Raw genomic sequence first — 22,313 nt, 5'->3', positions numbered from 1 at the left:
CACAGTTTTAGCTGTGTCAGTCTAGTAGTCAAGTAGGGTGCATTAGGCGCTTACTACAAACTACGATTGAACTATCAAATATTACGTTGCGCCGTAATGCACCGTTTAGTTGTAGTGGACTGACACAATTAATGCGTTACCGAAAAATAAAGGTATAAAGCCTATCACTCGCCGTGGAGAAACAAGCGGTCGTTTGCGGAGCATGACCTTAGGATGGGATGGCGTTTAGCTGGCGCACAACTTCGTTAACGCTACGCGACATATAAAGCGTTTCGCTGCGCGACATGAAACGCGGCTCTGCAAGAGCGGGTCTCCCGCTCTTTCAGAGCCACTCCGTTAACGCCATATCCAATCGACCAAGAGAGAAAAAATTTCCTTTTATTTAATCCTCTTCCTTTTAGGGAGAGGTAATTATCAATTATCAATTATCAATTATCAATTATTGAAGATGGATTCCTAAATACCTTTCATCGCTTAAATTTTAGCCGTAAATTATGCACCTCACAAGTTTTGCTTAACCTGGAGCTTTCAAACGCCTATCTAAAGTACCAGAACAAAATTTCATAGTAATTATTCGATGAAGAGTTGACAAATAAAACCAGATATATTTCAATTAAAATGTTGACTTTAATTTATCATCAAATGGAAAAAATTATCCCTAAATCTAGATAAAAATATTTCTGAATAAAAAATATAATGAAGCCAAAAATCAATAATATTACTGCCTGGAAACAAGCAGAGTTACTAATGCAGCCTGCTTTTATTAGAGTCCTAGATCATATTAGAAAAAAACTAGAAAATTCTGTTTGGCAAGGTACTTATGAAGAAGTACAAACGCCAATTCCAGGTTATAGATTAGATTTAGAATATCAAGACCAAAAAATTAGTATTAATGTTTGGGATCTCTGCTATCAAGTTTGTTTTAGCAACTATCTTTCTACTCATTCTGCTGATGAAACAGTAGAAGTTGATATTGACATTAACTTACTTAATGAAGAAGGAAATGTTAATTGGGATATTCTTGATGAAAAGGCTTTAAAAGTAGTAGAAAATATGATGGCAGATTTACCTAATTCAGTTATCAGTTAGCAGTTAGTATAGCAATCATATCTCAGTTGTAAGATTTTAGTGGTAATTAGGAGTCAGGAGTCGTAGGGGCGATTTCCTACGGAATACTTCGTAAACGCGTTTGCGGAGAATTCCGGCACGGAAATCGCCCGTACAGGAGTCAGAATATAAAAGGATTTTGATAGTTATTAATGGCTTTTAAATATCTCAAAATCATTCCTGATTGCTATAGTTATCAGTTAGTAGTTATCTGTTAATTCATACCAATTAGCGGGCAAAATACCTACAAAATTACTGTTTACTTTCCTAAAATTCTTTTATTTCTAGAGAAATTATTTGAAAAAAAAACAAATATTTGTACCAACAAAAAAACAGATTAAACTAAAACTATGAACGATAAATTACAAAATATTCAAACATCTAATGGTGCAACTTTTCAAGACACTATTCCAGTTAGTTTTGGCAACGATACTCAAGCAATAGAAGCAACAAAACAGGGAGTAGCTCTATGCGATCGCTCACATTGGGGACTAATAGAAATTTCAGACGATGACCGTCTAAGGTTTCTCCATAACCAAAGCACTAATAACTTTAATATTCTCAAACCAGGTGAAAGTTGTGAGACAGTTTTCGTTACACCAACTGCTCGTACCATCGACTTAGCAACAGCTTACATTACAGAAAATAATGTTTTGTTGTTAGTATCTGCCATCCGTTGTCAACAGTTAGTAGAATGGTTTGACCGCTATCTCTTCCCTATGGATAAGGTAGAAGTAAAAGATATTAGCAGTGAATACGCCATATTTAGTCTCATCGGAGTAGAAGGCAAAAACTTGATAGCAAAATTAGCAGGTACCACTCCCCCAGATGCACCCCACGGTAGTCATCAGTTAATGAGTCTGGGAAATGTAGAAATTAGAGTTGCTGTCGGTAGTGGGTTAGCAACAGAGGGATATACTTTAATAGTACCTATGAATAATGCTGCTGAAGTTTGGCAAATGTTGGTAGAAACAGGAGCAGTTCCCATGGGCGATCGCCTGTGGCAACAACTAAGAATACAACAGGGTCGTCCCGCACCAGACTACGAACTTACAGATGACTACAACCCCCTGGAAGCAGGTTTATGGAATACTATTTCTTTTGAAAAAGGTTGTTATATTGGTCAAGAAACTATTGCCCGTTTAAACACATATAAAGGTGTGAAACAAAGACTTTGGGGAGTACGTTTAAATGGCAAAGCAGAATTAGGAACTGTTGTACAAGTTGGGGATGAAAAAGTAGGAAAACTAACAAGTTGTACGGAAACTAATGATGGTTATTTTGGTTTAGTTTATATTAGAACAAAAGCAGGAGGAGTTGGTTTAAAAGTCGAAGTAGGAAATGTAGAAGGAGAAGTAGTTGAAGTACCTTTTCTGACACATCAAGATATTGATAATTAGGAGATTTATTGCACAAATAATCTGTAGAATGGGCATCTTGCCCGTTCCTTATATTTTCCCTTAATTCAGCAACGGCAAAAAAGACATAAAATAGTCAATTAAAATACATTTCTACAGCTACTTTAGAAGCAGGAGCAACTAATCACGTTAAAACCTCCTTTTTTCCAGACATAAAAATCATCCTTGCATCCATTGTCACTAAGTATTTTCTCAGCTAACTCTTATCAATATCTAAATCTAAATTACCCGAATTTTCAGTTAGCCTCGGCACTATAGTTATCAAGATAAATAAATCAACTAAACCAACTTAAACACAAGGAGCAAGACAAATGGTTTTCACAACTTACCCTTCTATCAAAGAAAGTTTTTGGCAAGCTATTGATACCTCTAAATTTTCTGGCAACCCTGCCGAAGATTCTAGACTTCAGTCATTACGAAATATTTCTATTCCTGAATTAGTTAAAGTTTTAGAACAATATTCTTATGTAACTAAAATTCACGTTCAAAGTTTAAATTATGTTTGTAATGTTGTTTCTCCAGGTAAATTAAAGGTATTACTTGATGAGATTCATTTTGAAGAAGCTGGTGATGGAAATCCAGAAGATTCTCACTATAATTTACTGAAATTATTCTTATTTGGATTAAATGAACAGTTTGGTGGAACCATGCTCACTAATAAAATTAATCCACAAGTTGATGCTTTAATTGCTAAGTATGATGCAGATTTAAAAAGTCATCCTGCTCACGTTGCTATTGGTATGGCAGGTATGGGTACTGAATGTATTTGTGGTCCGATTTTAGAAGAAATTTGGGCACAAGTTCAAGCTCGTAAAGATTTAGAAGATATATTACCTCAATTAAACCTAGAATTTTGGGATATTCATACTGGAGAAATCGATCATTCTCATGCTTTAAGAATGCGTAATGCCATAGATGGAGAAGTAGGAGAAAGTGAAGAGTCAGCAGAACAAATACTCCAAGGTTATGAGTTATCTGTGAAATTCTGGGATGATTTATTAGATATTTTTGTAACTCTATAAATGTGGTGTATAAGTAGTCAGAAAAACCCTGACTCAAATCTTAGCTTGATGTAAATATAGTGATAATTAACGGAGGTATTTTTCATACCTCCATCTTTTTTGGGAAATAATTCTCATCGATTTATCACCTGATTCTCTAGATTTTTTCAGTATGATTAAACATAATTAACATTAATCAGAACATTTTTATCATAAGTGTGGGAACGGGTATAATTATCGATTTAAGATATAAATTATCCTACATAAACTTTAGCTGTGGGTTAACAATTATGGTGAATGGAAAATAATCCCTACCTCAACTTGATTAGATGTTCTAGAATTGCTCCTTAATAACCAGGGATAAAAATCCCTGGTTTTTCTTCTTTTTAGAGTATAGCCCTACGCATTAAGGCTCTTGACATTTTTAAATCCTGTTAGCGGAGCTTTTCCCTATACGAAAAACCCTTTGAAAATTCCCTATTCCCTATTCCCTATTCCCTATTCCCTAGCGCGTAGCGCTATATAACTATACTATTTTCTCCAGCGATCGAATTGATCTTCCGAACAGCCATTTATATACTTATTAAAAACATATCCTTCAAGAGGAGTGTAGGGTGTAGGAGATTGGCCAGAATCAAGAGCTACTATGTGAACCCAATTCCCAGTTCGTCTAATAGCTCTTACACCGTCTCCACGATTAAGTTGAGTTATTGTAGGTGAACTGGTATCAGGTCTTTGACGAACATTGACATCGTTGCCGTTAATAAAACTACAAATAGTATTATTCTCAACTTCTATTTGATAGTCTGGATCATTTTGTGCTAAAGCAGATTCGGCATTTAAAATCACCAAAAATATTGATAATAAGGTTATTAAACTTTTCATGATTTGGAAACCTCCATTAGTAGAATAGTTAGATTAATGTTGTTGGTAATTTTAAGAATTTAAAAAGTATTTTTGCGACTTAATGCTATCAACTTCACCAGTAAAATAAGTAGTAAGTATTTCCGTGCCGGAATGCTACGCAAACAGCCTTTTATACCAATTTTATGTGAGGTTGCACAAAGTTATGAAATTCCTTACTGCTGACTTTTCCCTCCTGATTATTTATAACTATTTAATCAGAAATTATACAACTTTTAATAACACTTGCATGACCAGCAACAATTTGTAAGGAACCTGCGGAAGATATTGACCATACACGGGTGTAACGAATATGTTCATCAATTATTGAATTATTATATTTACCCAAAAGGTGCATTTGAACTGAAACAACCGAAAAGCCTTCATTGAGCTGAATATGTTGTTCTGACGGTATCAGTTCTGTTAGCTTGAGAACTCCACAATGGTGCATCTCAAGGTCTTGCACCTTGGTAATAAGTTGCCCAAGATGGTTAGTAAAGATTAGTTCTGGTGCAATAAGTATGTCTAGTTTAACTACATTAAATGTCAAGATAGCTTGTCAAAGGTTTTCTTCTAGATCAATAATTTGTGATTTGGAATGTTTGCTCATAAAAACAAATTCTTGTTAAACCCTAACTATTAATTATATTTTAGTTACACGGCATTTTTTTTTGAAATAAAAAGACTTCTTTTTTTCTCCCAAAATATTACAGATAGCCACAGCTTAATAACTTATCACCAAATTTTTCCCAATTGTTATAAAATAAGTTAAACATTATCAAAAATTATATGACTGCAACAACTCCTACCATTAACCCTTTCTTAACCAATAATTTCGCCCCCGTGAAAGAAGAAACAACCGCCGACAACCTCAAAGTTATCGGTGAACTACCTCCCGATCTCTCAGGAATGTTTGTGCGTAATGGCCCCAACCCCCAATTTGACCCCATTGGTGAATATCACTGGTTTGACGGGGACGGAATGCTCCACGGAGTTAGAATAAAAGACGGTAAAGCATCCTATCGTAACCGTTATGTACGCACCAACAAATTCCAGGTAGAAAACCAGGAAAATAAACCACTATTGCCAGGATTATTAGAGCCACCCCAACCAGATAATCCCTACATTACAGATGCTAGTAGAGCTAACACTGCTCTCGTATATCATGCCAATCATTTTTATGCTCTCTGGGAAGCTGGTGCGCCGTACCATATTAAACTACCTGAGTTGGATACCATTGGCAAACAGACTTTTAACAACAAACTCCAATCTCCTTTTACTGCGCATCCTAAAGTTGATGCCGTCACAGGAGAAATGATGTTTTTCGGTTACTCAGTAGCTCAACCTCCTTTTTTACAATATAGCGTTGTTTCGGCAAATGGAGAATTGCTGCGCACCATACCTATAGATTTGCCTGTGGGAGTAATGATGCACGACTTTGCTATTACGGAAAACTATAGTATATTTTTCGATTTACCGATCACTTTCCGCCCAGAAAGAATAGAAACAAGTCAGTTCCCCCTAATGTTTGAATCAAAAACACCTAGTCGCTTCGGTATAATTCCACGTCATGGCGATAGTGGAGAGGTGCGTTGGTTTGAAACTCCAGCTTGTTTTGTTTGGCATACTCTCAATGCTTATGAGGAACAAGATGAGGTTGTATTGGTTGCTTGTCGGATGAACTCTACTAATGTGTTTGTGACTAATGAGAGCGATCGCCTCCCTGATGGAGATATTCCTTATCTATATCGTTGGCGGTTTAACTTGAAAACTGGAGCGGTAAAAGAGGAACAGCTAGATGATGTACCTTCTGAATTTCCCCGTGTCAATGAAGAATTATTAGGGCGAAAGACGCGGTATGGTTATTCGGCAAGAATGGCACCAGGAACTTTTCCTCTATTTGATGCTTTGATTAAATATGACTTGGATAAAGGGAAGTCGGAAACTTATGAGTTTGGTAAAGGGCGTTATGGTGGTGAGGCAGTCTTTGCTCCTCGACTGAATGCTAGTAGCGAAGATGATGGTTGGTTGGTGACTTATGTTTATGATGAAAATACTCAGACGTCTGAGTTAATAGTGGTGAATGCTCAGGATATTAGTGGGGAAACTGTAGCGCGAGTGATTATTCCACAGCGAGTGCCTTATGGTTTTCATGCTGCTTGGGTTACAGAGGCGCAGTTGAGTCAAATATTATAGCACTACAAAAAAGTGTTAGGGAATTAATAAAATTGAAATCCTTAACCAACAGTTTTGTCTGAATAAATGAAGCGCGGGGTGAAAATAATCCCCGCTTAATATCTTATTTTTGGCTTGATTAAATTCATCAAAAAATCACTTTAACTGACTTATTAATTTCTGTATCAACAGACCTTGTTCTTTAAGTTGATGACTTTGTTCTTTAACTTGATTTTCTAAAGTTATAATTCTTTGCTCTAGAAATTTTACCTGTTGTTTTAAGTCTTGCTGTTTAGGTTCTATTCCTGTTTCTGTTTTATTATTAGTACCACCATTAAATGCTGTAACAACTTGTTTCCAACTGCGACTACTCAGTTTAATATTATGAACATCTTTGAGATGTTTATATGCAGTATTACAATTTTTGAAACGTGCCTTTAAAGATGTTTCTGTCCAACTATTTCCTTCTTTGAGTAGTTCCCGATCCAAAATATTAGAAGGTGGAAGTTGAGCTTGAGATTCAACTAAATTAGTAGTAGTTGAATCTATCTCACTTTGAGCATAATTATAACCAACTTTCAGAGCAGTTTCAGCAATCGTAAAAGAATTTTCGGTTAGTTCATCACCGAGTAATTGCATTTGATTAATACCCTTTTTTATGTTTTTAAGCTGCTGAGTAGTTTCTTGAAGTGATTCTGTTAGTTTACCCATATTCTTTTTCTATTTATTTTCTAGTAGTTGACGACCAATGTTAATTATACTTTCTTCTTCCCAAATTATTGGATTGGGTTCTGCTGATTTCATGGGTATTAAATCTTTAAGATCAGTATTTAAAAGTCTGTTAGCAGCTTTCATTATAGCTCTAAAACGATCCAATCCTGACATGACGTTTTTGTTTTTTTCAATATTTTTATAAACAGATTCAAAATCAGTTATTAATTTCTTTGTTGCCTGCAATTGAATTGTTAAGTTGTCTACTTGGTTAGTTAGTTCATCTCCCTCTTGTTGTAATCTAGTATTTGTCTGAACACTATGGGATAATGCTTGTCTTAATTTCTGCTTTTCTAACTTATGTTGCTCAATTACCTTTAAATACTTATTTAAGTTATCTTTGAGTTTTAAAAATTTTTCTCTCTCTTCTTTTCTACCTCTAACTAACTGTGACCTACTCAATGATAAACTTTTATAATTTTGGCGTAATTCTTGATACTGTGCTTCTAGCTCATCCCGTTTGATATTTTGGATATGTAGAGGAAATTGATTAACACTTTTATAATTTTTATAGCCAGAAGTAGTAGTATTTTGTTTAGGCGATTCACATTTTTTTCCCATCGTACAATCCTGCATTATTTGAATTTTTTTTGTACACTAATATAGTGTAAATCATTCTATTTATGATTGACAATAGAGATTATACATAAAATGAAAAATTTTACTGGTTATCTAAAACAAAGTTAATCCAGTAAAATTACTGACAGTAGCTAAAGCTAAGTTTGTATAAGGTGGTTGAAGGCGAGAATAATCCTAGAAAATGATACAATGGTATTAAACAGAGGAAATACTGGAGACTCTTAGTCTTTTTCCTTTAGCAAAATGAAAAACTAAATTACTGAATATTTACCGAAAAATAAAGGTATAAAACCTCTCCTTTCAAGGAGAAACAAAAAAAATTTTCTTTTTATTCAATCCTCTTCCTTTTAGGGAGAGGTAATTATCAATTATCAATTATCAATTATCCATTATCCATTATTGAACAACCTGACTACTAACATTTTAATTAAGAGGATAGTAATAGTTGCAAGAATTTGACAAACCTATTTCCCAAAAACTTCTAGATATTGCTAATAAAAAAAGAAGTAATTTATTTACCTGGAGGGGTCAGTTTTCTCCAGAATTAATTGAGACTATTCTCAAAGTTTATTGTTTACCAAATTCAGTTGTTCTCGATCCTTTTCCTGGTAGTGGAACTGTTTTATTAGAAGCTGGATATTTTTCTCTAGAAGCTTATGGATGTGATATTAATCCTGTGGCTTGGATTTTTGGCAAAATATACGAGTTGATTAATCAACCTCAGAAAAAAGAAATTTTAAGTCAGGTAAGAGAAAATTTAGATAAAGAGTTTCCCATCAGAATATTACTTGACCATGAAAAAGAAGTTGAATGTTTAGCAGAAAAAGTCTCAAAAGTTAGGGATAAACTGGATGAAAATGCCAAGGTAATATTTGATGTATTGATAATTCTAATTGATGGAGAAAAATCTCAAGTTACTAATGAATTGATTCAAAGGTAATTTTATGAATTAGTCAAATTTATTGAAAATTTACCCAACTCAAACAAAACTATAAAAGCTTATTTATCTGATGCTAGATTACTCCCGATGTCAGATAATAAAATAGACTTTTTTGTTACTTCACCACCTTATATTAATGTCTTTAATTATCATCAAAACTATAGAAAATCTGCGGAAATTTTAGGATGGGATTTGCTCAAAATAGCCAAATCAGAGATTGGTTCCAATAGAGCAAATAGAGGAAATCGTTTTTATACAGTAGTTCAGTATTGTTTAGATATAGCAGACACTTTAAAAGAGCTTTCAAGAGTAAGTAAAAAAGATGCACGTTTGGTTTTTGTTGTTGGGCATGAATCAAATGTACTTGGAGTTCCTTTTTATAATGCCGATATTATTGAAAGGATTGGTATTGAGTCTGGTTTGTATAGGAAAGTTTTAAGGCAAAAGCGCACATTTAAAAATAAGTTTGGGAAAATTATTAGGGAAGATTTGATTAACTTCTACAATTTAAAACTAGAATTAAAAATAGAATTTATAGATGCTGTAGCGAGGGAAGTTGCGATGAATGCTTTAAAAAATGGTATATCTGTAGTTTCAAGCCAAAATTATAAATCCTTAGAAAATGCTATCCGAAAAGTTCCATACCTAGAGAGAACACCAAAATTAAATTTATATCCAGATATTGAAAAATATCAAATATAGGGTTCATGCAAAGAAACCCGGTTTCTACGATAAATCATTGCTTTTAACAATAGATATCTACGAGAAACTGGGTTTCTGGGTTCCCCTGCGTAAGTCCTCAAAAAATCAATTATTTTTAAACTTAGAAAACAGTAAAAAATAAAATTATGCCTGAACTTCCCCAACCACATTATTCAAAGTTAATAGCTTGTCTAAATAATCCTCGCTTACCTGATGCTGACAGAGACGGATTAGAGGAAGCTGTCAGGAAATATCATCAATGGATAAATGAATTAAAATTAGTTGAGGGTGGCAAAGCAGATACTGTGGAAAAATTAGTAGCAGCTACAAATAAATACAAGCGTTTTATTGAACTAGATTTAATATTTGATAGCTCAGAAAATTTTCTTTATAGACAGAAAGGACAATTAAAATTAGACAATACAATTTTAGAAGAGTTTTTACCTCAACTTGTATTCCGAAGCTTGCGAGGGATAGATGAGTCTTTTGAGTTAGGTCCGAGAAATACATTTTCTGGGCTGAGTTTTTTGTCATCTTTAGGTAATCCTGGTCTAGATGGTAAACCATCTATTAGGTCTAAGGATAAAGACTTTATTTTAGGTAAAAAGCTATACTTAAAAACATCTTTATATCCAAATTTTCAAGATTACAAACTAATCGAATCTCATCTTGGTTATGTATGTGCAGAATGCAAAACAAATTTAGATAAAACGATGTTTCAAGAAGCAGTTGCCACTAGCAGAGATTTAAAAATAGCTGTTCCTGGTTCCCTCTACTTTTTAATTTCCGAATTTCTAGATATGACACCAGTTTCTATTGTATCAACTCAGCTTGACGATGTTTTAATAGTGCGTAAATCAAAGCGTCTTTCTGCTAATATTAGACAAGAACATAAAACACCGGAGGCAAGACGTATTCATAGACAAGAATATGCAGAATTTTTAGATGCTCCAAAATATTATCCTGATGTTTTTCAAAGGATGATTGATAAAATTAAACCATTGATTGATAATAGTAATCCATCTATAAATAAGGTTTTAAATCAAGGTTATTTTTAAATCAGCAAAGTAATACTAATTTTTTAAAGCTATCTACTGATTTCTATCTGCCCAACTCCCCTTACCAAGACTTAAGAATGAAGATTCATGTCATAACTTTATTAAAATGGTATAATACAAATTTAAAAAAAGAATGTTACCACTAATTAAGTGTGATTACAAAGACTTTACAGGAGATGTCTATTTGACAAAACAAAGAGAATTTCTGACCTAAAAAATGGTATTGAAACCATTCATTCTAACTCCTGACTCCGTACGGACGTTGCATGCAACGTCCCTACTGACTCCTAACAAAAATAGCCTAGCTATTTGCAGCAAATATTTATCAATTTGGTATAATGTATCGTCAACCAACTATCTCATTCGATCGCGGCACTCTTATCCTCCATCCCCCTCCCCAGGGGAAAACTTGGATAGACTACGCCACCTGGGACGACCGGGTGGAAAAATTCCGGGTTCGGGCAATAGACTATCGCCCTTTAGTTGAATCATTAAAGGCAGCAAAAATCGACTTTGTTGACAAAGCTAAAGAATTTGCACCCCTCGAACTTATTCCTAGTTTCGAGATGCCACCTTATCCCCACCAGGAAGCTGCATTAAAAGCTTGGAAACAGTCTGGTAGAAATGGAGTAGTCATTCTCCCCACTGCTTCTGGTAAAACATATTTGGCACAACTGGCAATGCAGGCAACTCCCCGCAGTACCCTGGTGGTTGTACCAACTCTGGATTTAATGCACCAATGGTATGCACATTTAAACGCCGCTTTTCCCGATGTAGAGGTGGGGTTGCTCGGAGGTGGATCTAGGGATAAAACACCAATTTTAGTAGCGACTTACGATAGTGCGACTATTCATGCGGAGGCGATCGGCAATAAATATGCTCTGTTAGTTTTCGATGAATGTCACCACTTGCCTACTGATTTTTATCGGGTCATTGCCGAATACGCGATCGCTCCTTATCGTCTCGGTCTGACGGCAACTCCTAACCGTTCCGACGGTCGTCATTCTGACCTAGATTATTTAATCGGACCTACCGTCTTCAGCAAAACTCCAGAAGAGTTAGCAGGTGCCGCTTTAGCTGACCATAAAATCGTGCAAATAATGGTCAAGCTTTCTTCACAGGAGCGGGAAGAATATAACAAATTAATGACAATTAGAAACGACTTTTTAAAACAGGCAAATATTAAATTAGGAGGGGTAAATGGTTGGAAAAATTTTGTTATATCGAGCGCTCGTTCTACTGCTGGTCGTCGAGCCATGTTAGCTCATCGTCAAGCTAAAGAAATTGCTCTTGGTACTGATGGAAAATTACGAACTTTAGGTAATTTACTTGCTCAACATTTCCCGGAACGTACCTTAATTTTCACAGCGGATAATGCTACAGTTTATAGAATTTCCCATGACTTTTTAATTCCGGCAATTACTCATCAAACTCCTGTAAAAGAACGCCATGAAGTTTTAAGTAAATTTCGGACTGGGGAATATAAAACTATTGTCGCTTCTCATGTTTTAAATGAAGGTGTTGATGTGCCAGATGCCAGGGTAGCAATTATTTTATCTGGTACAGGTAGCGAACGAGAATATATTCAAAGATTAGGTCGAGTTTTACGTCGAGGTAGCGATAAAAATAAGTTAGCAATTTTATATGAAGTTGTTACGGAAAATACTACAGAAGAGCAAACTTCTCGCAGACGTAGAGGTGGAATTAGGCGACAAAAATCTCCTAAATCTGAAGACAAAAAACAGGAAAAATCTAAAGTTCAGCCATTAGAAATTGTTAAGCCAGAACCTAATTATGGAATTAATAATCCTGCTGCTAAACTTGCAGCAGAAGCAGGAGAAAAATACGGAAATGAAAAACAAAACGATACCCAAAAATCTGTTAAATCTCAAGACCAAGAACAGGAAAAAACAGAATTTCTGAAATTAAAAAATATTCAGCCTGAACAGATTTATGAAACTAATAATCCTGCTGCTAAACCTGCAGCAGAATCAGGAGTAAAATATGGAGATGAAAAACAAAATGATGAAAATAATCCTGAAAATGTATCAGGAATAAAAACGGATGAAACAATCTCAGAAAATTCTGATGATGACATTAATCTAGAAGATTTTTTCTAAAAATAATCTTTTATACAACAAAGCCGTACAAAATTATAAATTTTCTGCTCTTTCTAACAAAGTTTTACTCATAGCTAAATCTTCCATAAGTTTTAATTTGCGTTTTTCTTGTTCAGCTACAAGTAATTTCTGTTCTTTTTTCTGATTCTGAATATCCAGACTATGACCAATAGCTACCGGAACACTACCAATCAAAAAATTGATTGGTAAACGGCCAAAGTTTCCATCTTTAATTAAGCCAGCAATACTACTAATCATGATCAAGCTAAACCAACCAAGAGAAATAATATGTTTTCTTGGACGAAATTTTGATGTAGAATTATCAGACATATTTGCCCCGCTCCAAATATTAAATAAAAATTATCTAGGTTCTTTTAGTTAGATCCTTAATCTCATCAGGAAATTCCGGAAAATAGTAGCGATCGCCTCGACAAAAATTTTAGATCGTGTCCAGTTGAGCTATCTAGACAGCATACTTAAATATTAAAAATTATCACGAAGATAAACAGAAACAAGTTATTTTTAGTTTGTTTTAATTTTTCATCAAAAAAACTTGATTTAACCAAAATTTATCCTTTTCATATTCTTGTCTTAAAACAATTATGGGAGCATACATTCGGTACATATTTTTCTGAATAATTAGTTTCTCAGGAATTTATCGCACAAAACTTAATTTTTTCAATCTTAAATAGGCTGTAAAGATGACATTTACAACAAATCAACCTGCTCAAATGACAGGTCTTAACGGCTATAAAGTTAAGCCTGTTATCACCATCGGTGAAACTATTCCTGGAACTTCAGGAAATTATACTCCTCCAGGAATTCTTGATGGTATTGGAGCTTTTGAACTTGAGGAAGATACAGTTCGAGTTTTGGTTAACCACGAGTTAAGAAGCGGTGTTGGTTATGCCTATGCTTTGGCAAATGGCACTGAACTCACAGGAGCCAGGATCAGCTATTTTGATATAGATAAGGAGACCCTAGAAGTAGTTGATGCAGGTCTTGCTTATGACACTATTATCAATCGCAATGGTGAAGTAGTAGATGACATATCTGACATAGAATTTGGAGGATTAAATCGTTTCTGTTCTTCTATCTACGTTGAAGGTAACCAGTTTGCAAGTGGTTCGGGTATCGTTGATAACATTTATTTCACAGGAGAAGAAACTTTTGGTGGAACTGAATTTGCATTAGATATTGAAAATAACACCCTTCATGCTGTTCCTTGGTTAGGAAGAGCTGGTTGGGAAAATATAACTCAGGTAGATACTGGAGATGCTGACGAAGTAGGTATATTAGTGGGAGATGACCGTGAAGCAGCTCCTCTACTTCTTTATGTAGGAGAAAAAGATACAACTGAAGGAGCAGGTTTTCTAGAACGTAACGGTTTAGCTGATGGTAGTCTCTATGTTTGGGTTCCTGATGCAGAATTAGGTGATACTGAAGGAGAAAATGATCCAGATAGCAATCCCGATCCAGCAGGGTTTAACGGAACAGGAAACAGTGAGTCAGGAACATTTGTCGAAATTGATTATTATCGCCCAGAAGAAGCAGGGACTGCAGAAGATACAGATGGCGATGGCAGTATTCAAGACGAACTAGGTTATGATGAAATGGGATTTGCTACCCAAACTCAACAAGATTTACTTGCGGAAGAAGCGGGTGCTTTCCAATTTTCTCGTCCTGAAGATGTAGCGACAAACCCTGCTGATGGTACAGAGGCAGTGTTAGCTTCTACCGGTCGGAGCGGTCGTTTTCCTGATGATATTTGGGGAATAACTTATAGTGTTGACATGGAATTTAGTGATTCAGAGATCGCTGCTGACCTAACAATTCTCTATGATGGAGATGATGCAGGTGCTGGACAATTTGCACATCCTGATTTTGGTGTGCGTAGCCCAGATAACTTAGATTGGGCAGATGATGGTTACATTTATATCAATGAAGACCGATCTACTGGAGAATTTGGTCAGACATCTGGAGAGGAAGCATCTATCTGGAAGTTAGATCCAACAACTGGGGAACTGATCCGTGTTGCTCAAATGGATCGTTCAGCAGTACCAGGAGAGCCTATTCCTCAAACTGATGGAGACCCTGATGATATAGGTGACTGGGAATCTTCAGGAATTTTGGATGTTTCAAGTTTGTTCGATCAAGAACCTGGTGAGTTATTTCTGTTTGACGTTCAAGCGCACAGTCTCAGGGATGGAGTTATAGCAGAAGAAAATTTGGTACAAGGAGGACAGTTAGCTTTTCTTCAAGAGATCCCCGAACCAATGGACATAGAAGGAAGTGATGACGACGATATGTTAGTAGGTCGTCAAGGCGATGATACTATTGCTGGTTTACAGGGTGACGATCAAATTGATGGTCGTGGGGGTGATGATATTCTCCGGGGCGATAAGAATAGTCGTTCTTCTGGTAGTTCTGTAGCTGGAGATGACACTATCAATGGTGGTACAGGCGATGACCGCATTGGTGGTAAAGGCGGTAACGACGAACTCTATGGAGATGAAGGTAACGATAGCATCTGGGGTGATGATGGCGATGACCTCATCCGAGGTGGTTTAGGTGACGACGTTCTCACTGGAGATGACTTTTCTGGTGGTCAAGGTTCTGATACATTTATCTTAGCTGTTGGTGAAGGAACTGATACTATTGTTGACTTTGAAGTTGGAACTGACTTCATCGGTTTAGCTGATGGTCTAACTTTTGCGGACTTGAGCTTTACTGGAAATAGTATTATCTCAGATGAAGAGACACTCGCTGTCCTCAATGGTATTGATACCACCACTTTAACTGAGAGTGACTTTACTTCCGTATAACTTTTAAATACTGCTTCTACAATCAATTCTTAAGGGTCAGTATTTTGAGGAATAAAGTTAATATTCCTTTCAAGTTCAATGAGTAAAAATTAAGGCAATATCTCCTCAATATTTACTGATTAACTTACCCTAAATAAATTTCGGATAAATATTTTTCTTAAATATTTATCCGATCTTTTTTCAGCTCTCTGAAATAGATGATAAACTCGCTGTCCTCAATGGGATTGATACCACTACCTTGACAGAGGCAGACTTTACATCTATTTTTTAATTGGCTTTAACCTGATTCCAAATTCCCTCCCTATTGCCAAGGGGAGCTATATTGATTTTTCTAATGATTGATTTTACTGTTGCTATTCGAGCATATAACTCAGCCGATAATTTGCCTAAAATTTTGGGCAGACTTAAAAATCAGGTGGGAATAGAAGAAATAGACTGGGAAATTGTTATAGTTGATAACAACAGCACAGATAATACAGCCAAAATAGTTGCTAATTACCAATCTAATTGGGGAGAAAAATTTCCTCTCAAATATTTTACTGAAATTCGGCAAGGATGTGGTTTTGCCAGAAGGAAAGCAATGGAAAAAGCACAAGGTTCTTTAGTAGGTTTTATTGATGATGATAATTTACCTGCACTTGACTGGGTTGCTAAAGCTTATGGTTTTGGTAAATCACATCCTAAAGCAGGTGCTTATGGAGGACAAATTCATGGGGAATTTCAAGTTGAAGCACCTCAAAATTTTCAAAAGATAGCTGTGTATTTTGCAATTATTGAAAGAGGGCAAAAAGCTTTTTGTTATAATGAGCGTAAGAAAAAAGTTTTGCCTCCAGGAGCTGGTACAGTTGTTTCTAAAAAAGCATGGTTAGAAAGTGTTCCTGAAAATTTATTCCTGACAGGAACTGCTGGAAAATCTTTGGCACTTAAAGGAGAAGATATGGAGGTTTTTGCTCATATACAAAATGCAGGATGGGAAATTTGGTACAATCCTGAAATGCATCTCTATCACATGATATCTTCTTCAAGATTGGAGCGGAATTATTTACTATCTCTTGCGCGTGGTTCAGGGTTACACAGAAATCATATTAGAATGATCAGACTTAAACCTTGGCAAAGACCTCTAGCATTTTTTGCTTATCTAGTTAATGATTCTCGGAAAGCTTTATCTTACTTGATCAAAAACTATAATTTGCTGAAAACTGATATAGTTGCTGCTTGTGAAATGACACTACTATTAAGCATTTTAGTTAGTCCATTTTATCTCTGGAAAGTGCAATTATACCAAGAGTCAGAAAGAAAACCTTTGTCGTTAGTGAATGTGAGTTCTTAAGAATGTCTGAACAGTAAATATAGCAATCCGCGCATAGGTTGTGACAAGTAAAAAAGTTGAAACTCCTACCTGTTTGTTCTCTAAAAAGCAGTAATATTTTTGCCACGAATAAAATAGGATTGCTATATACATAATTACTATCAATAAATGAAAAAAATAAAGTAATATCATGCCCGGTTAAATAGTTATAATTAGAGCAATACTACAAACAAAAAAGTCATTTACCAACTTTTGGTTTAAGGCTTACAGCGATTTTCAGGCCAATGAACCACATAAAAAAAATGATAACCTTGTAGGGACGTTGCATGCAACGTCCCTACTGTGGTCTATCCAAATGAAAACCGCTGTAAAAATACAAAATTGTTGATGAAACCGACTATTTACTTTTACATCCCTCGTAAATTATTTCCCCAAAAGTTACCTGAAAATCCCCATGAGAATTGGGCTGGATTTGGTCTAGGAATTTACGCTTGGACATTGCAAACTTATCTGCGTCTAAAAGCAGATGGTTTTCCTTGTAAATTAGTAGATTATTTACCCCAGTCTGGAATTGTTATTGTTCATCGCAATTCTCTTTATATTCATAAAGGCATTAAACCAGGAAAAAATTTACTTCTAATTTGTCTTAAGGCTGAATTAAATTTTTATCCCTATGCTCAATTTCATGTGGTACAAAATCCTGCAGAAATAACAGCTATAAATAATTATAACTACTATATACCTCACTGGACACAACCAGGATTAATTCCTCGGCATATTGAACGCGGTAATCAGTTTAAAAATATTGTTTTTTTTGGTCATAAAAATAATTTAGCTCCGGAACTTTTAAGTTTGAATTGGACAAATGAACTCAATAAACTCGATTTAAATTGGCGTCCGATTATTAATCAAAATCACTCAACGAATTATCAAAAAATTGATAATCGTTGGAATGATTATAGTCAAGCTGATGCAGTAGTTGCTATCCGCAGTTTTGGCAAACAGAATAAATATATAAATAAACCAGCAACTAAACTTTATAATGCTTGGTTAGCAGGTGTTCCCGCTATATTAGGTTATGAATCTGCATATCGTACAGAAGGAAAACCTAACTTTAATTATTTAGAAGTTAGTTCTTTGAAGGAGTTGCTTGACAGTTTAAAGAAGCTAAAATCCGATATAAACTTACGTCAGACTTTAGTCAATAATGGTCAATTACAAGTAGAAAAAATTAATCCTGCTCAAACTACTAAAAAGTGGCGTTACTTTCTCACAGAAATTGCAATTCCTGCTTTTGATGACTGGTGTTCTAAATCTAGTTTAGTTCAAAATATGATTCTCGAAACTCGTTATTTATCCTGGGCGATCGAGCGAGGAAAGTCTAAAATTATGTCTGTTGCATCAAATCTTAAACTATGAAACTATTTTACTACAAACGTCGAGATGGGTTTAGTAATTTTGGAGATGAATTAAATAATTGGTTATGGCCTCAACTCCTACCAGAATTTTTTGATGAAGATGAAACAACCACTTTTATTGGCATTGGAACTCTATTAAATCAACTTTTACCTCAACGAATTCCCCAAGCTCAACGTTTAATTATTTTTAGTACAGGTGTAGGTTATGAACAGCCATTAAAAACTTTAGATAAAAATTGGAAATTGTACTGTGTTCGAGGAAAATTATCTGCTAAAAAGTTAGGTTTATCTCCTGATTTAGCAATTACAGACGGGGCAATTTTAACGAGACGTTTATATCAACCTTCGCAGCAAAAAAATTATCGTTTTACTTTTATGCCCCATATTCATCATGCCACTTTTGCAGGAGAAATATGGCAGAATATATGTAAAAAAATCGGATTTCATTATTTAGATCCCCGCTCCTCAGTAGATGAGATTTTATCTACTATTAGCCAAACAGAAGTTTTACTAGCTGAAGCAATGCATGGCGCAATTATAGCTGATACTTTTAGGGTGCCTTGGATTCCTATTATTACAAGTCCGAGAATTTTACTGTTTAAATGGCAAGATTGGTGTTCTTCAATTGGTGTAGAATACTATCCTTATTTTCTTTCACCTTTGGTTAAATCTTATCCCCAATATGCTGGTGGAATTCGTTCCTCTCTAAATGCTTTTAGTCATTGGAAAAATAGTTTACTCCAATTTCCAAACTTCAGACAAATTTGGCAACAACAAGAACAAGTTTCTGGTACACAATTGCTGAAAATTGCTCAAACTGGACGACAACAATTGAGTTCAGATACTCAACTTGAACATTTAACAGTTCAACTGGAAGAAAAGCTTGATATTTTGAGAAAAGATTGGTGTTCTAAGTCTTAAAAAAAAGTAATATAGGAATTATTATACTGCTGAGGTACAAATTTATAGGTGTTAGGTGAAAGGGAACAGAAAAGAAGAAAAAAAACTGTACTTCAATGTGACAAATTCTAGTTCTATTGTAAACCTAATCTCCGCAAAATAGGAATAATAATATAATGACTCACACCAAGACAAAAACCACCAACACAACCCAACAAACCGAAGAAACTTATACTAGCAAAAAACTCCAATAAATTAGGCTGACTTTGATTCACAACAATAAACTCTAAAAATAACTGGGGAAATATATTTAACTGCTCCAAACTAACAAAAACTATTGCCGTTAAACCAGCAACCAACAACGCATAAACCGAACCATGCTTTCTTAAACCAAGACCCAAAGTCATAACACCAGTTGCTACCCCCACAGACAACTTACCCATAATTTCCAGAATAATTAAATCCTCTGTTGTACTGTAGACACTGGTAGCAACTTGGGAAAATTGCCAACATAACCCACCTAAAATATAACCAACCATTCCCATAACTGCAGTTCGCCAATAACGACGACGTTGACCAAAACCACCCACATCAGTTAAACCAACTCCCGTCCCCAAACCTGCCAAACCAAAAACAACTATTTCCGGACCTATAGTCAAAGGAACATCTGATACCATAAACAAAAAATTAGTAAATAAACTAGCAAAGCGATCGCCTACTCCTGACCAATAAGCAAAAATTAATCCGAATATCGCGCCAATACTTCCACCGACTCCTCCCAGTATCATTTCCCAAGTTGTATCGACACAACCTGCAAATATTTGATTAACTATTTGAGATACAGCACGAGAAAGTCTACTAATATTATTACCCAGGTTTATCGACTGAAGTTTCAAGAAATTTTTAACCCTTTTGCCAAAAGCAGATATTCCCAGAGACCTCTTTTGGTGTCGATAAATTTTAGCTAAACTGACTTGAACTTCTGCTGCTGTAGCTGGTCGTTGAGCTGAGTCTAAACTAACCATTTCATCCAGTAAGTTAGCCAAAGTCGGATTAATAGGCTTGAAATGTCGCCACTTCAGTTTACCAGTGGACGGGTCTTCCAAATCTGCCGGATATTGACCAGTTAATAAATGAATACAAGTCCGACCCAAAGCATAAAAATCTGTAAAAGGACCTATTTCACCTCCAGCAATTTGTTCTGGGGGACTATATCCAGGGGAAACTAACCTAGTTGTACTGCGTTTTGCCACAGTTCCTGTAGGTTTGATTCTATAATTATTCAATTGTTTCACTCCCCCAAAGTCAATAATTACCAGTTGACCTCTCTTTTTTCTTCGATGATGGGAAAAAGTTGGGGAAAATTTTGCCAGGGAGGAAACTTCCACTCCTCGCAACATTAAATTAGATGGTTTAATATCCCTGTGGATAATTTTTCGGCGGTGCAGTTCCCATAAAATTTCCATAGCTTGGGAAAGCCAGTCGATGATATAAATATCGGGACATCCTTGGGGATATTGTTCGATAATTTCCTCTAGGGTACAACCATCAATTTTTTCCATGACCAAACATGGCAATAACCCTTGGCCAGAATTGCCAACTTCTGACTGACTATTTCGCTTGCGGAGGTGAAAATAGTTTTCTGGTTCGACTTTAGGAATTCCAGAATGGCCTAAACTAGCTAATACCCAAGCTTCCTGGTCAAATAGTTCCAGAGCTTTAGGGGAAGTTTCTACTAATACTTTAAGAATACGTTCAGTTTGAGTTTTTTGGTCCCAAACAATATATATTTTGGCAAATCCACCTGTACTTATTTTTTTTAGGGGAATGTAGCGATCGTTTAGTAGGAGTGGGGTTCCACAACTTTGACAGAACTTATTGCCCCATGCCTGGATTGGATTTGGACAATGGGGGTTTATACAATGGACTTTCGATAATAGGGACTGATGCACAGTCATCTACATTAAAGTATGGGTTAAGGACAATGAGAAAATTACCTATTATTTTCACATTTCCTCACAACATTTATCAGGGATAAAGATTACCTGTACAAAATTAATATAGCGTTTAATTAGAGCATAGGAAGAAGGGAGCCGTCTTATGACTCTTTCTTAAATAGAAATGGTATTTAGTAACTTCTGTTATGAATGAAGGTGATTTTTGTCAGCTTGCATTCCAAGCATAGCACTAATTTTGAGAATTGGTATTACAAAAATTAATTTGATGGTAAAGATTTGTATTAATTGTTACCATTTTCCCAAATATTGAGTAGACTAACTATATAAGTAAAAATACGGGTGTGCGGACAAGAGTTGAATAACTAGGAATCACAGCAGTTGTGGCCTTAGGATGATAGTGACACTGTAGTATTAAATGGGAAAGTTAACGATGCCATCTTGGGGCATCTTTCCGATAAATAGCTGGCTAAATTATAAAAGATAAATTTATCGATACCCAGAGATTGGGTTTGTCATTGAGGTGACGCCACCGAATGTAACAGGAATTTTTATAACTTTTTATCTTGAAATCAGGGAGGAAGTTATGTCTGACGAGTTTTTTAATTTGAACGATGTTGGGCAAACATCTACCAATCTTATGCTACCCTTCGTCGCGGAGACAGGAGAAACTCAGGAGTTAAGGTTTGCCAGTGGTAGCGCAGACGCAGACATTCTTAGGACAGAGAAAGTACCGATATTAACTCTTGAAGATAGCATAGAAGATAGCATAAATATTGCCATTGCCCAAGAACCTGCCGAGTTTTTGCAGGCTGTCGAGACTGAAGAAACCGTGGGGGTTTCTGTTGGTACAGCAGACCCCTTGACTGGTGAGGAGGAAAATCTAGCTGAAAATGCAGTTACAATTCCCGAAGAGGATGAGGTAGAGCAAGTTCCCGAAGAGCCTGACATTTTGCCCCAGGAAGTTCCCCTTAGTGAAGATACTGATATTTTGACCAACGATGATCTCGATGATGCCGATGATTCTGAAGTAGAGCAAGAGACTGAAGAGGAAGCGCCTGTAGAGGAAGCGGCTGCAGAGCAAGAGACTGAAGAGGAAGCGCCTGTAGAGGAAGCGGCTGCAGAGCAAGAG

Annotated in this window: 19 protein-coding genes; 13 read left to right on the top strand and 6 right to left on the bottom strand. The window is 35.7% G+C overall.

The genetic code is table 11. The features are described from left to right. Positions 1-696 precede the first annotated feature (696 nt). The 3 genes from ACP6PK_RS26940 to ACP6PK_RS26930 all read left to right on the top strand — a co-directional run bounded on the left by ACP6PK_RS26940 (position 697) and on the right by ACP6PK_RS26930 (position 3,547). Positions 697-1,089 (top strand): hypothetical protein, encoded by a 393-nt coding sequence (locus ACP6PK_RS26940; protein WP_426564259.1) that lies wholly within the window; start codon positions 697-699, stop codon positions 1,087-1,089. 368 nt (positions 1,090-1,457) lie between these two features. Then, positions 1,458-2,507: a CAF17-like 4Fe-4S cluster assembly/insertion protein YgfZ gene (gene ygfZ / locus ACP6PK_RS26935; protein ID WP_426564252.1), complete on the top strand. Its 1,050-nt coding sequence runs from the start codon at positions 1,458-1,460 to the stop codon at positions 2,505-2,507. A 329-nt stretch (positions 2,508-2,836) separates the two neighbouring features. Beyond that, entirely contained in the window at positions 2,837-3,547 is a 711-nt protein-coding gene (locus ACP6PK_RS26930; RefSeq protein WP_426564248.1) for an iron-containing redox enzyme family protein, read from the top strand. A gap of 510 nt (positions 3,548-4,057) precedes the next feature. Here ACP6PK_RS26930 and ACP6PK_RS26925 read toward each other — a convergent pair. After that, positions 4,058-4,411: an SH3 domain-containing protein gene (locus ACP6PK_RS26925; RefSeq protein WP_094675487.1), complete on the bottom strand. Its 354-nt coding sequence runs from the start codon at positions 4,409-4,411 to the stop codon at positions 4,058-4,060. A gap of 232 nt (positions 4,412-4,643) precedes the next feature. Continuing rightward, positions 4,644-4,979, bottom strand: a complete 336-nt coding sequence (locus ACP6PK_RS26920) for a nuclear transport factor 2 family protein (protein ID WP_426564246.1) — start codon at positions 4,977-4,979, stop codon at positions 4,644-4,646. A gap of 239 nt (positions 4,980-5,218) precedes the next feature. Here ACP6PK_RS26920 and ACP6PK_RS26915 point away from each other — a divergent pair, with 239 nt between their 5' ends. Next, positions 5,219-6,625: a carotenoid oxygenase family protein gene (locus tag ACP6PK_RS26915; RefSeq protein WP_426564244.1), complete on the top strand. Its 1,407-nt coding sequence runs from the start codon at positions 5,219-5,221 to the stop codon at positions 6,623-6,625. Between the two features lie 135 nt (positions 6,626-6,760). On the opposite strand, the gene ACP6PK_RS26910 is transcribed toward ACP6PK_RS26915, so the two are convergent. Further along, a complete protein-coding gene (locus ACP6PK_RS26910) occupies positions 6,761-7,315 on the bottom strand; it encodes a hypothetical protein (protein WP_426564242.1) in 555 nt (184 codons plus the stop codon). 9 nt (positions 7,316-7,324) lie between these two features. Beyond that, entirely contained in the window at positions 7,325-7,951 is a 627-nt protein-coding gene (locus tag ACP6PK_RS26905; protein ID WP_426564240.1) for a hypothetical protein, read from the bottom strand. A gap of 448 nt (positions 7,952-8,399) precedes the next feature. Here ACP6PK_RS26905 and ACP6PK_RS26900 point away from each other — a divergent pair, with 448 nt between their 5' ends. The 4 genes from ACP6PK_RS26900 (at position 8,400) to ACP6PK_RS26885 (ending at position 12,774) form a co-directional block, all read left to right on the top strand. After that, positions 8,400-8,894 (top strand): DNA methyltransferase, encoded by a 495-nt coding sequence (locus ACP6PK_RS26900; RefSeq protein ID WP_426564238.1) that lies wholly within the window; start codon positions 8,400-8,402, stop codon positions 8,892-8,894. 87 nt (positions 8,895-8,981) lie between these two features. Continuing rightward, on the top strand, positions 8,982-9,596 hold the full coding sequence (locus tag ACP6PK_RS26895; RefSeq protein WP_426564236.1) for a hypothetical protein: 615 nt from the start codon (positions 8,982-8,984) through the stop codon (positions 9,594-9,596). A 146-nt stretch (positions 9,597-9,742) separates the two neighbouring features. Further along, positions 9,743-10,654 carry a Bpu10I family restriction endonuclease gene (locus ACP6PK_RS26890; protein WP_426564234.1) on the top strand — a complete coding sequence of 304 codons (912 nt, stop codon included), beginning with the start codon at positions 9,743-9,745 and terminating at the stop codon, positions 10,652-10,654. A 338-nt stretch (positions 10,655-10,992) separates the two neighbouring features. Then, entirely contained in the window at positions 10,993-12,774 is a 1,782-nt protein-coding gene (locus ACP6PK_RS26885; RefSeq protein ID WP_426564232.1) for a DEAD/DEAH box helicase, read from the top strand. A 33-nt stretch (positions 12,775-12,807) separates the two neighbouring features. Here the strand turns inward: ACP6PK_RS26885 and ACP6PK_RS26880 are convergent, their stop codons facing one another. Continuing rightward, a complete protein-coding gene (locus ACP6PK_RS26880; protein ID WP_094675062.1) occupies positions 12,808-13,104 on the bottom strand; it encodes a hypothetical protein in 297 nt (98 codons plus the stop codon). 371 nt (positions 13,105-13,475) lie between these two features. Here ACP6PK_RS26880 and ACP6PK_RS26875 point away from each other — a divergent pair, with 371 nt between their 5' ends. From ACP6PK_RS26875 to ACP6PK_RS26860, 4 genes are all read left to right on the top strand, one after another. Next, entirely contained in the window at positions 13,476-15,599 is a 2,124-nt protein-coding gene (locus ACP6PK_RS26875; protein ID WP_426564230.1) for a hypothetical protein, read from the top strand. A gap of 334 nt (positions 15,600-15,933) precedes the next feature. After that, entirely contained in the window at positions 15,934-16,929 is a 996-nt protein-coding gene (hpsE, locus tag ACP6PK_RS26870; RefSeq protein WP_426564228.1) for a hormogonium polysaccharide biosynthesis glycosyltransferase HpsE, read from the top strand. Positions 16,930-17,295: 366 nt separating this feature from the next. Further along, complete coding sequence (locus ACP6PK_RS26865) at positions 17,296-18,327, top strand: hypothetical protein (RefSeq protein WP_426564226.1); 1,032 nt, start codon at positions 17,296-17,298, stop codon at positions 18,325-18,327. Next, the gene (locus ACP6PK_RS26860; protein ID WP_426564224.1) at positions 18,324-19,247 is read left to right on the top strand and encodes a polysaccharide pyruvyl transferase family protein; all 924 of its coding nucleotides are present in this window, start codon (positions 18,324-18,326) and stop codon (positions 19,245-19,247) included. Before ACP6PK_RS26865 ends, ACP6PK_RS26860 begins: the two co-directional genes overlap by 4 nt. Before the next feature lie 113 nt (positions 19,248-19,360). On the opposite strand, the gene ACP6PK_RS26855 is transcribed toward ACP6PK_RS26860, so the two are convergent. Then, complete coding sequence (locus ACP6PK_RS26855) at positions 19,361-21,184, bottom strand: protein kinase domain-containing protein (RefSeq protein WP_426564222.1); 1,824 nt, start codon at positions 21,182-21,184, stop codon at positions 19,361-19,363. Positions 21,185-21,767: 583 nt separating this feature from the next. On the opposite strand from ACP6PK_RS26855, the gene ACP6PK_RS26850 reads away from it, so the two are divergent. Further along, on the top strand, positions 21,768-22,313 hold a 546-nt coding region (locus tag ACP6PK_RS26850; RefSeq protein ID WP_426564220.1), incomplete at its 3' end, for a hypothetical protein.

It is taken from the genome of Dapis hubbardiae BLCC-M172 (assembly GCF_050016015.1).
GTDB lineage: Bacteria > Cyanobacteriota > Cyanobacteriia > Cyanobacteriales > Microcoleaceae > Trichodesmium.
The sequence above is the reverse complement of the archived record's forward strand: the minus strand, read 5'-3'. Positions and strand labels throughout refer to the sequence as shown.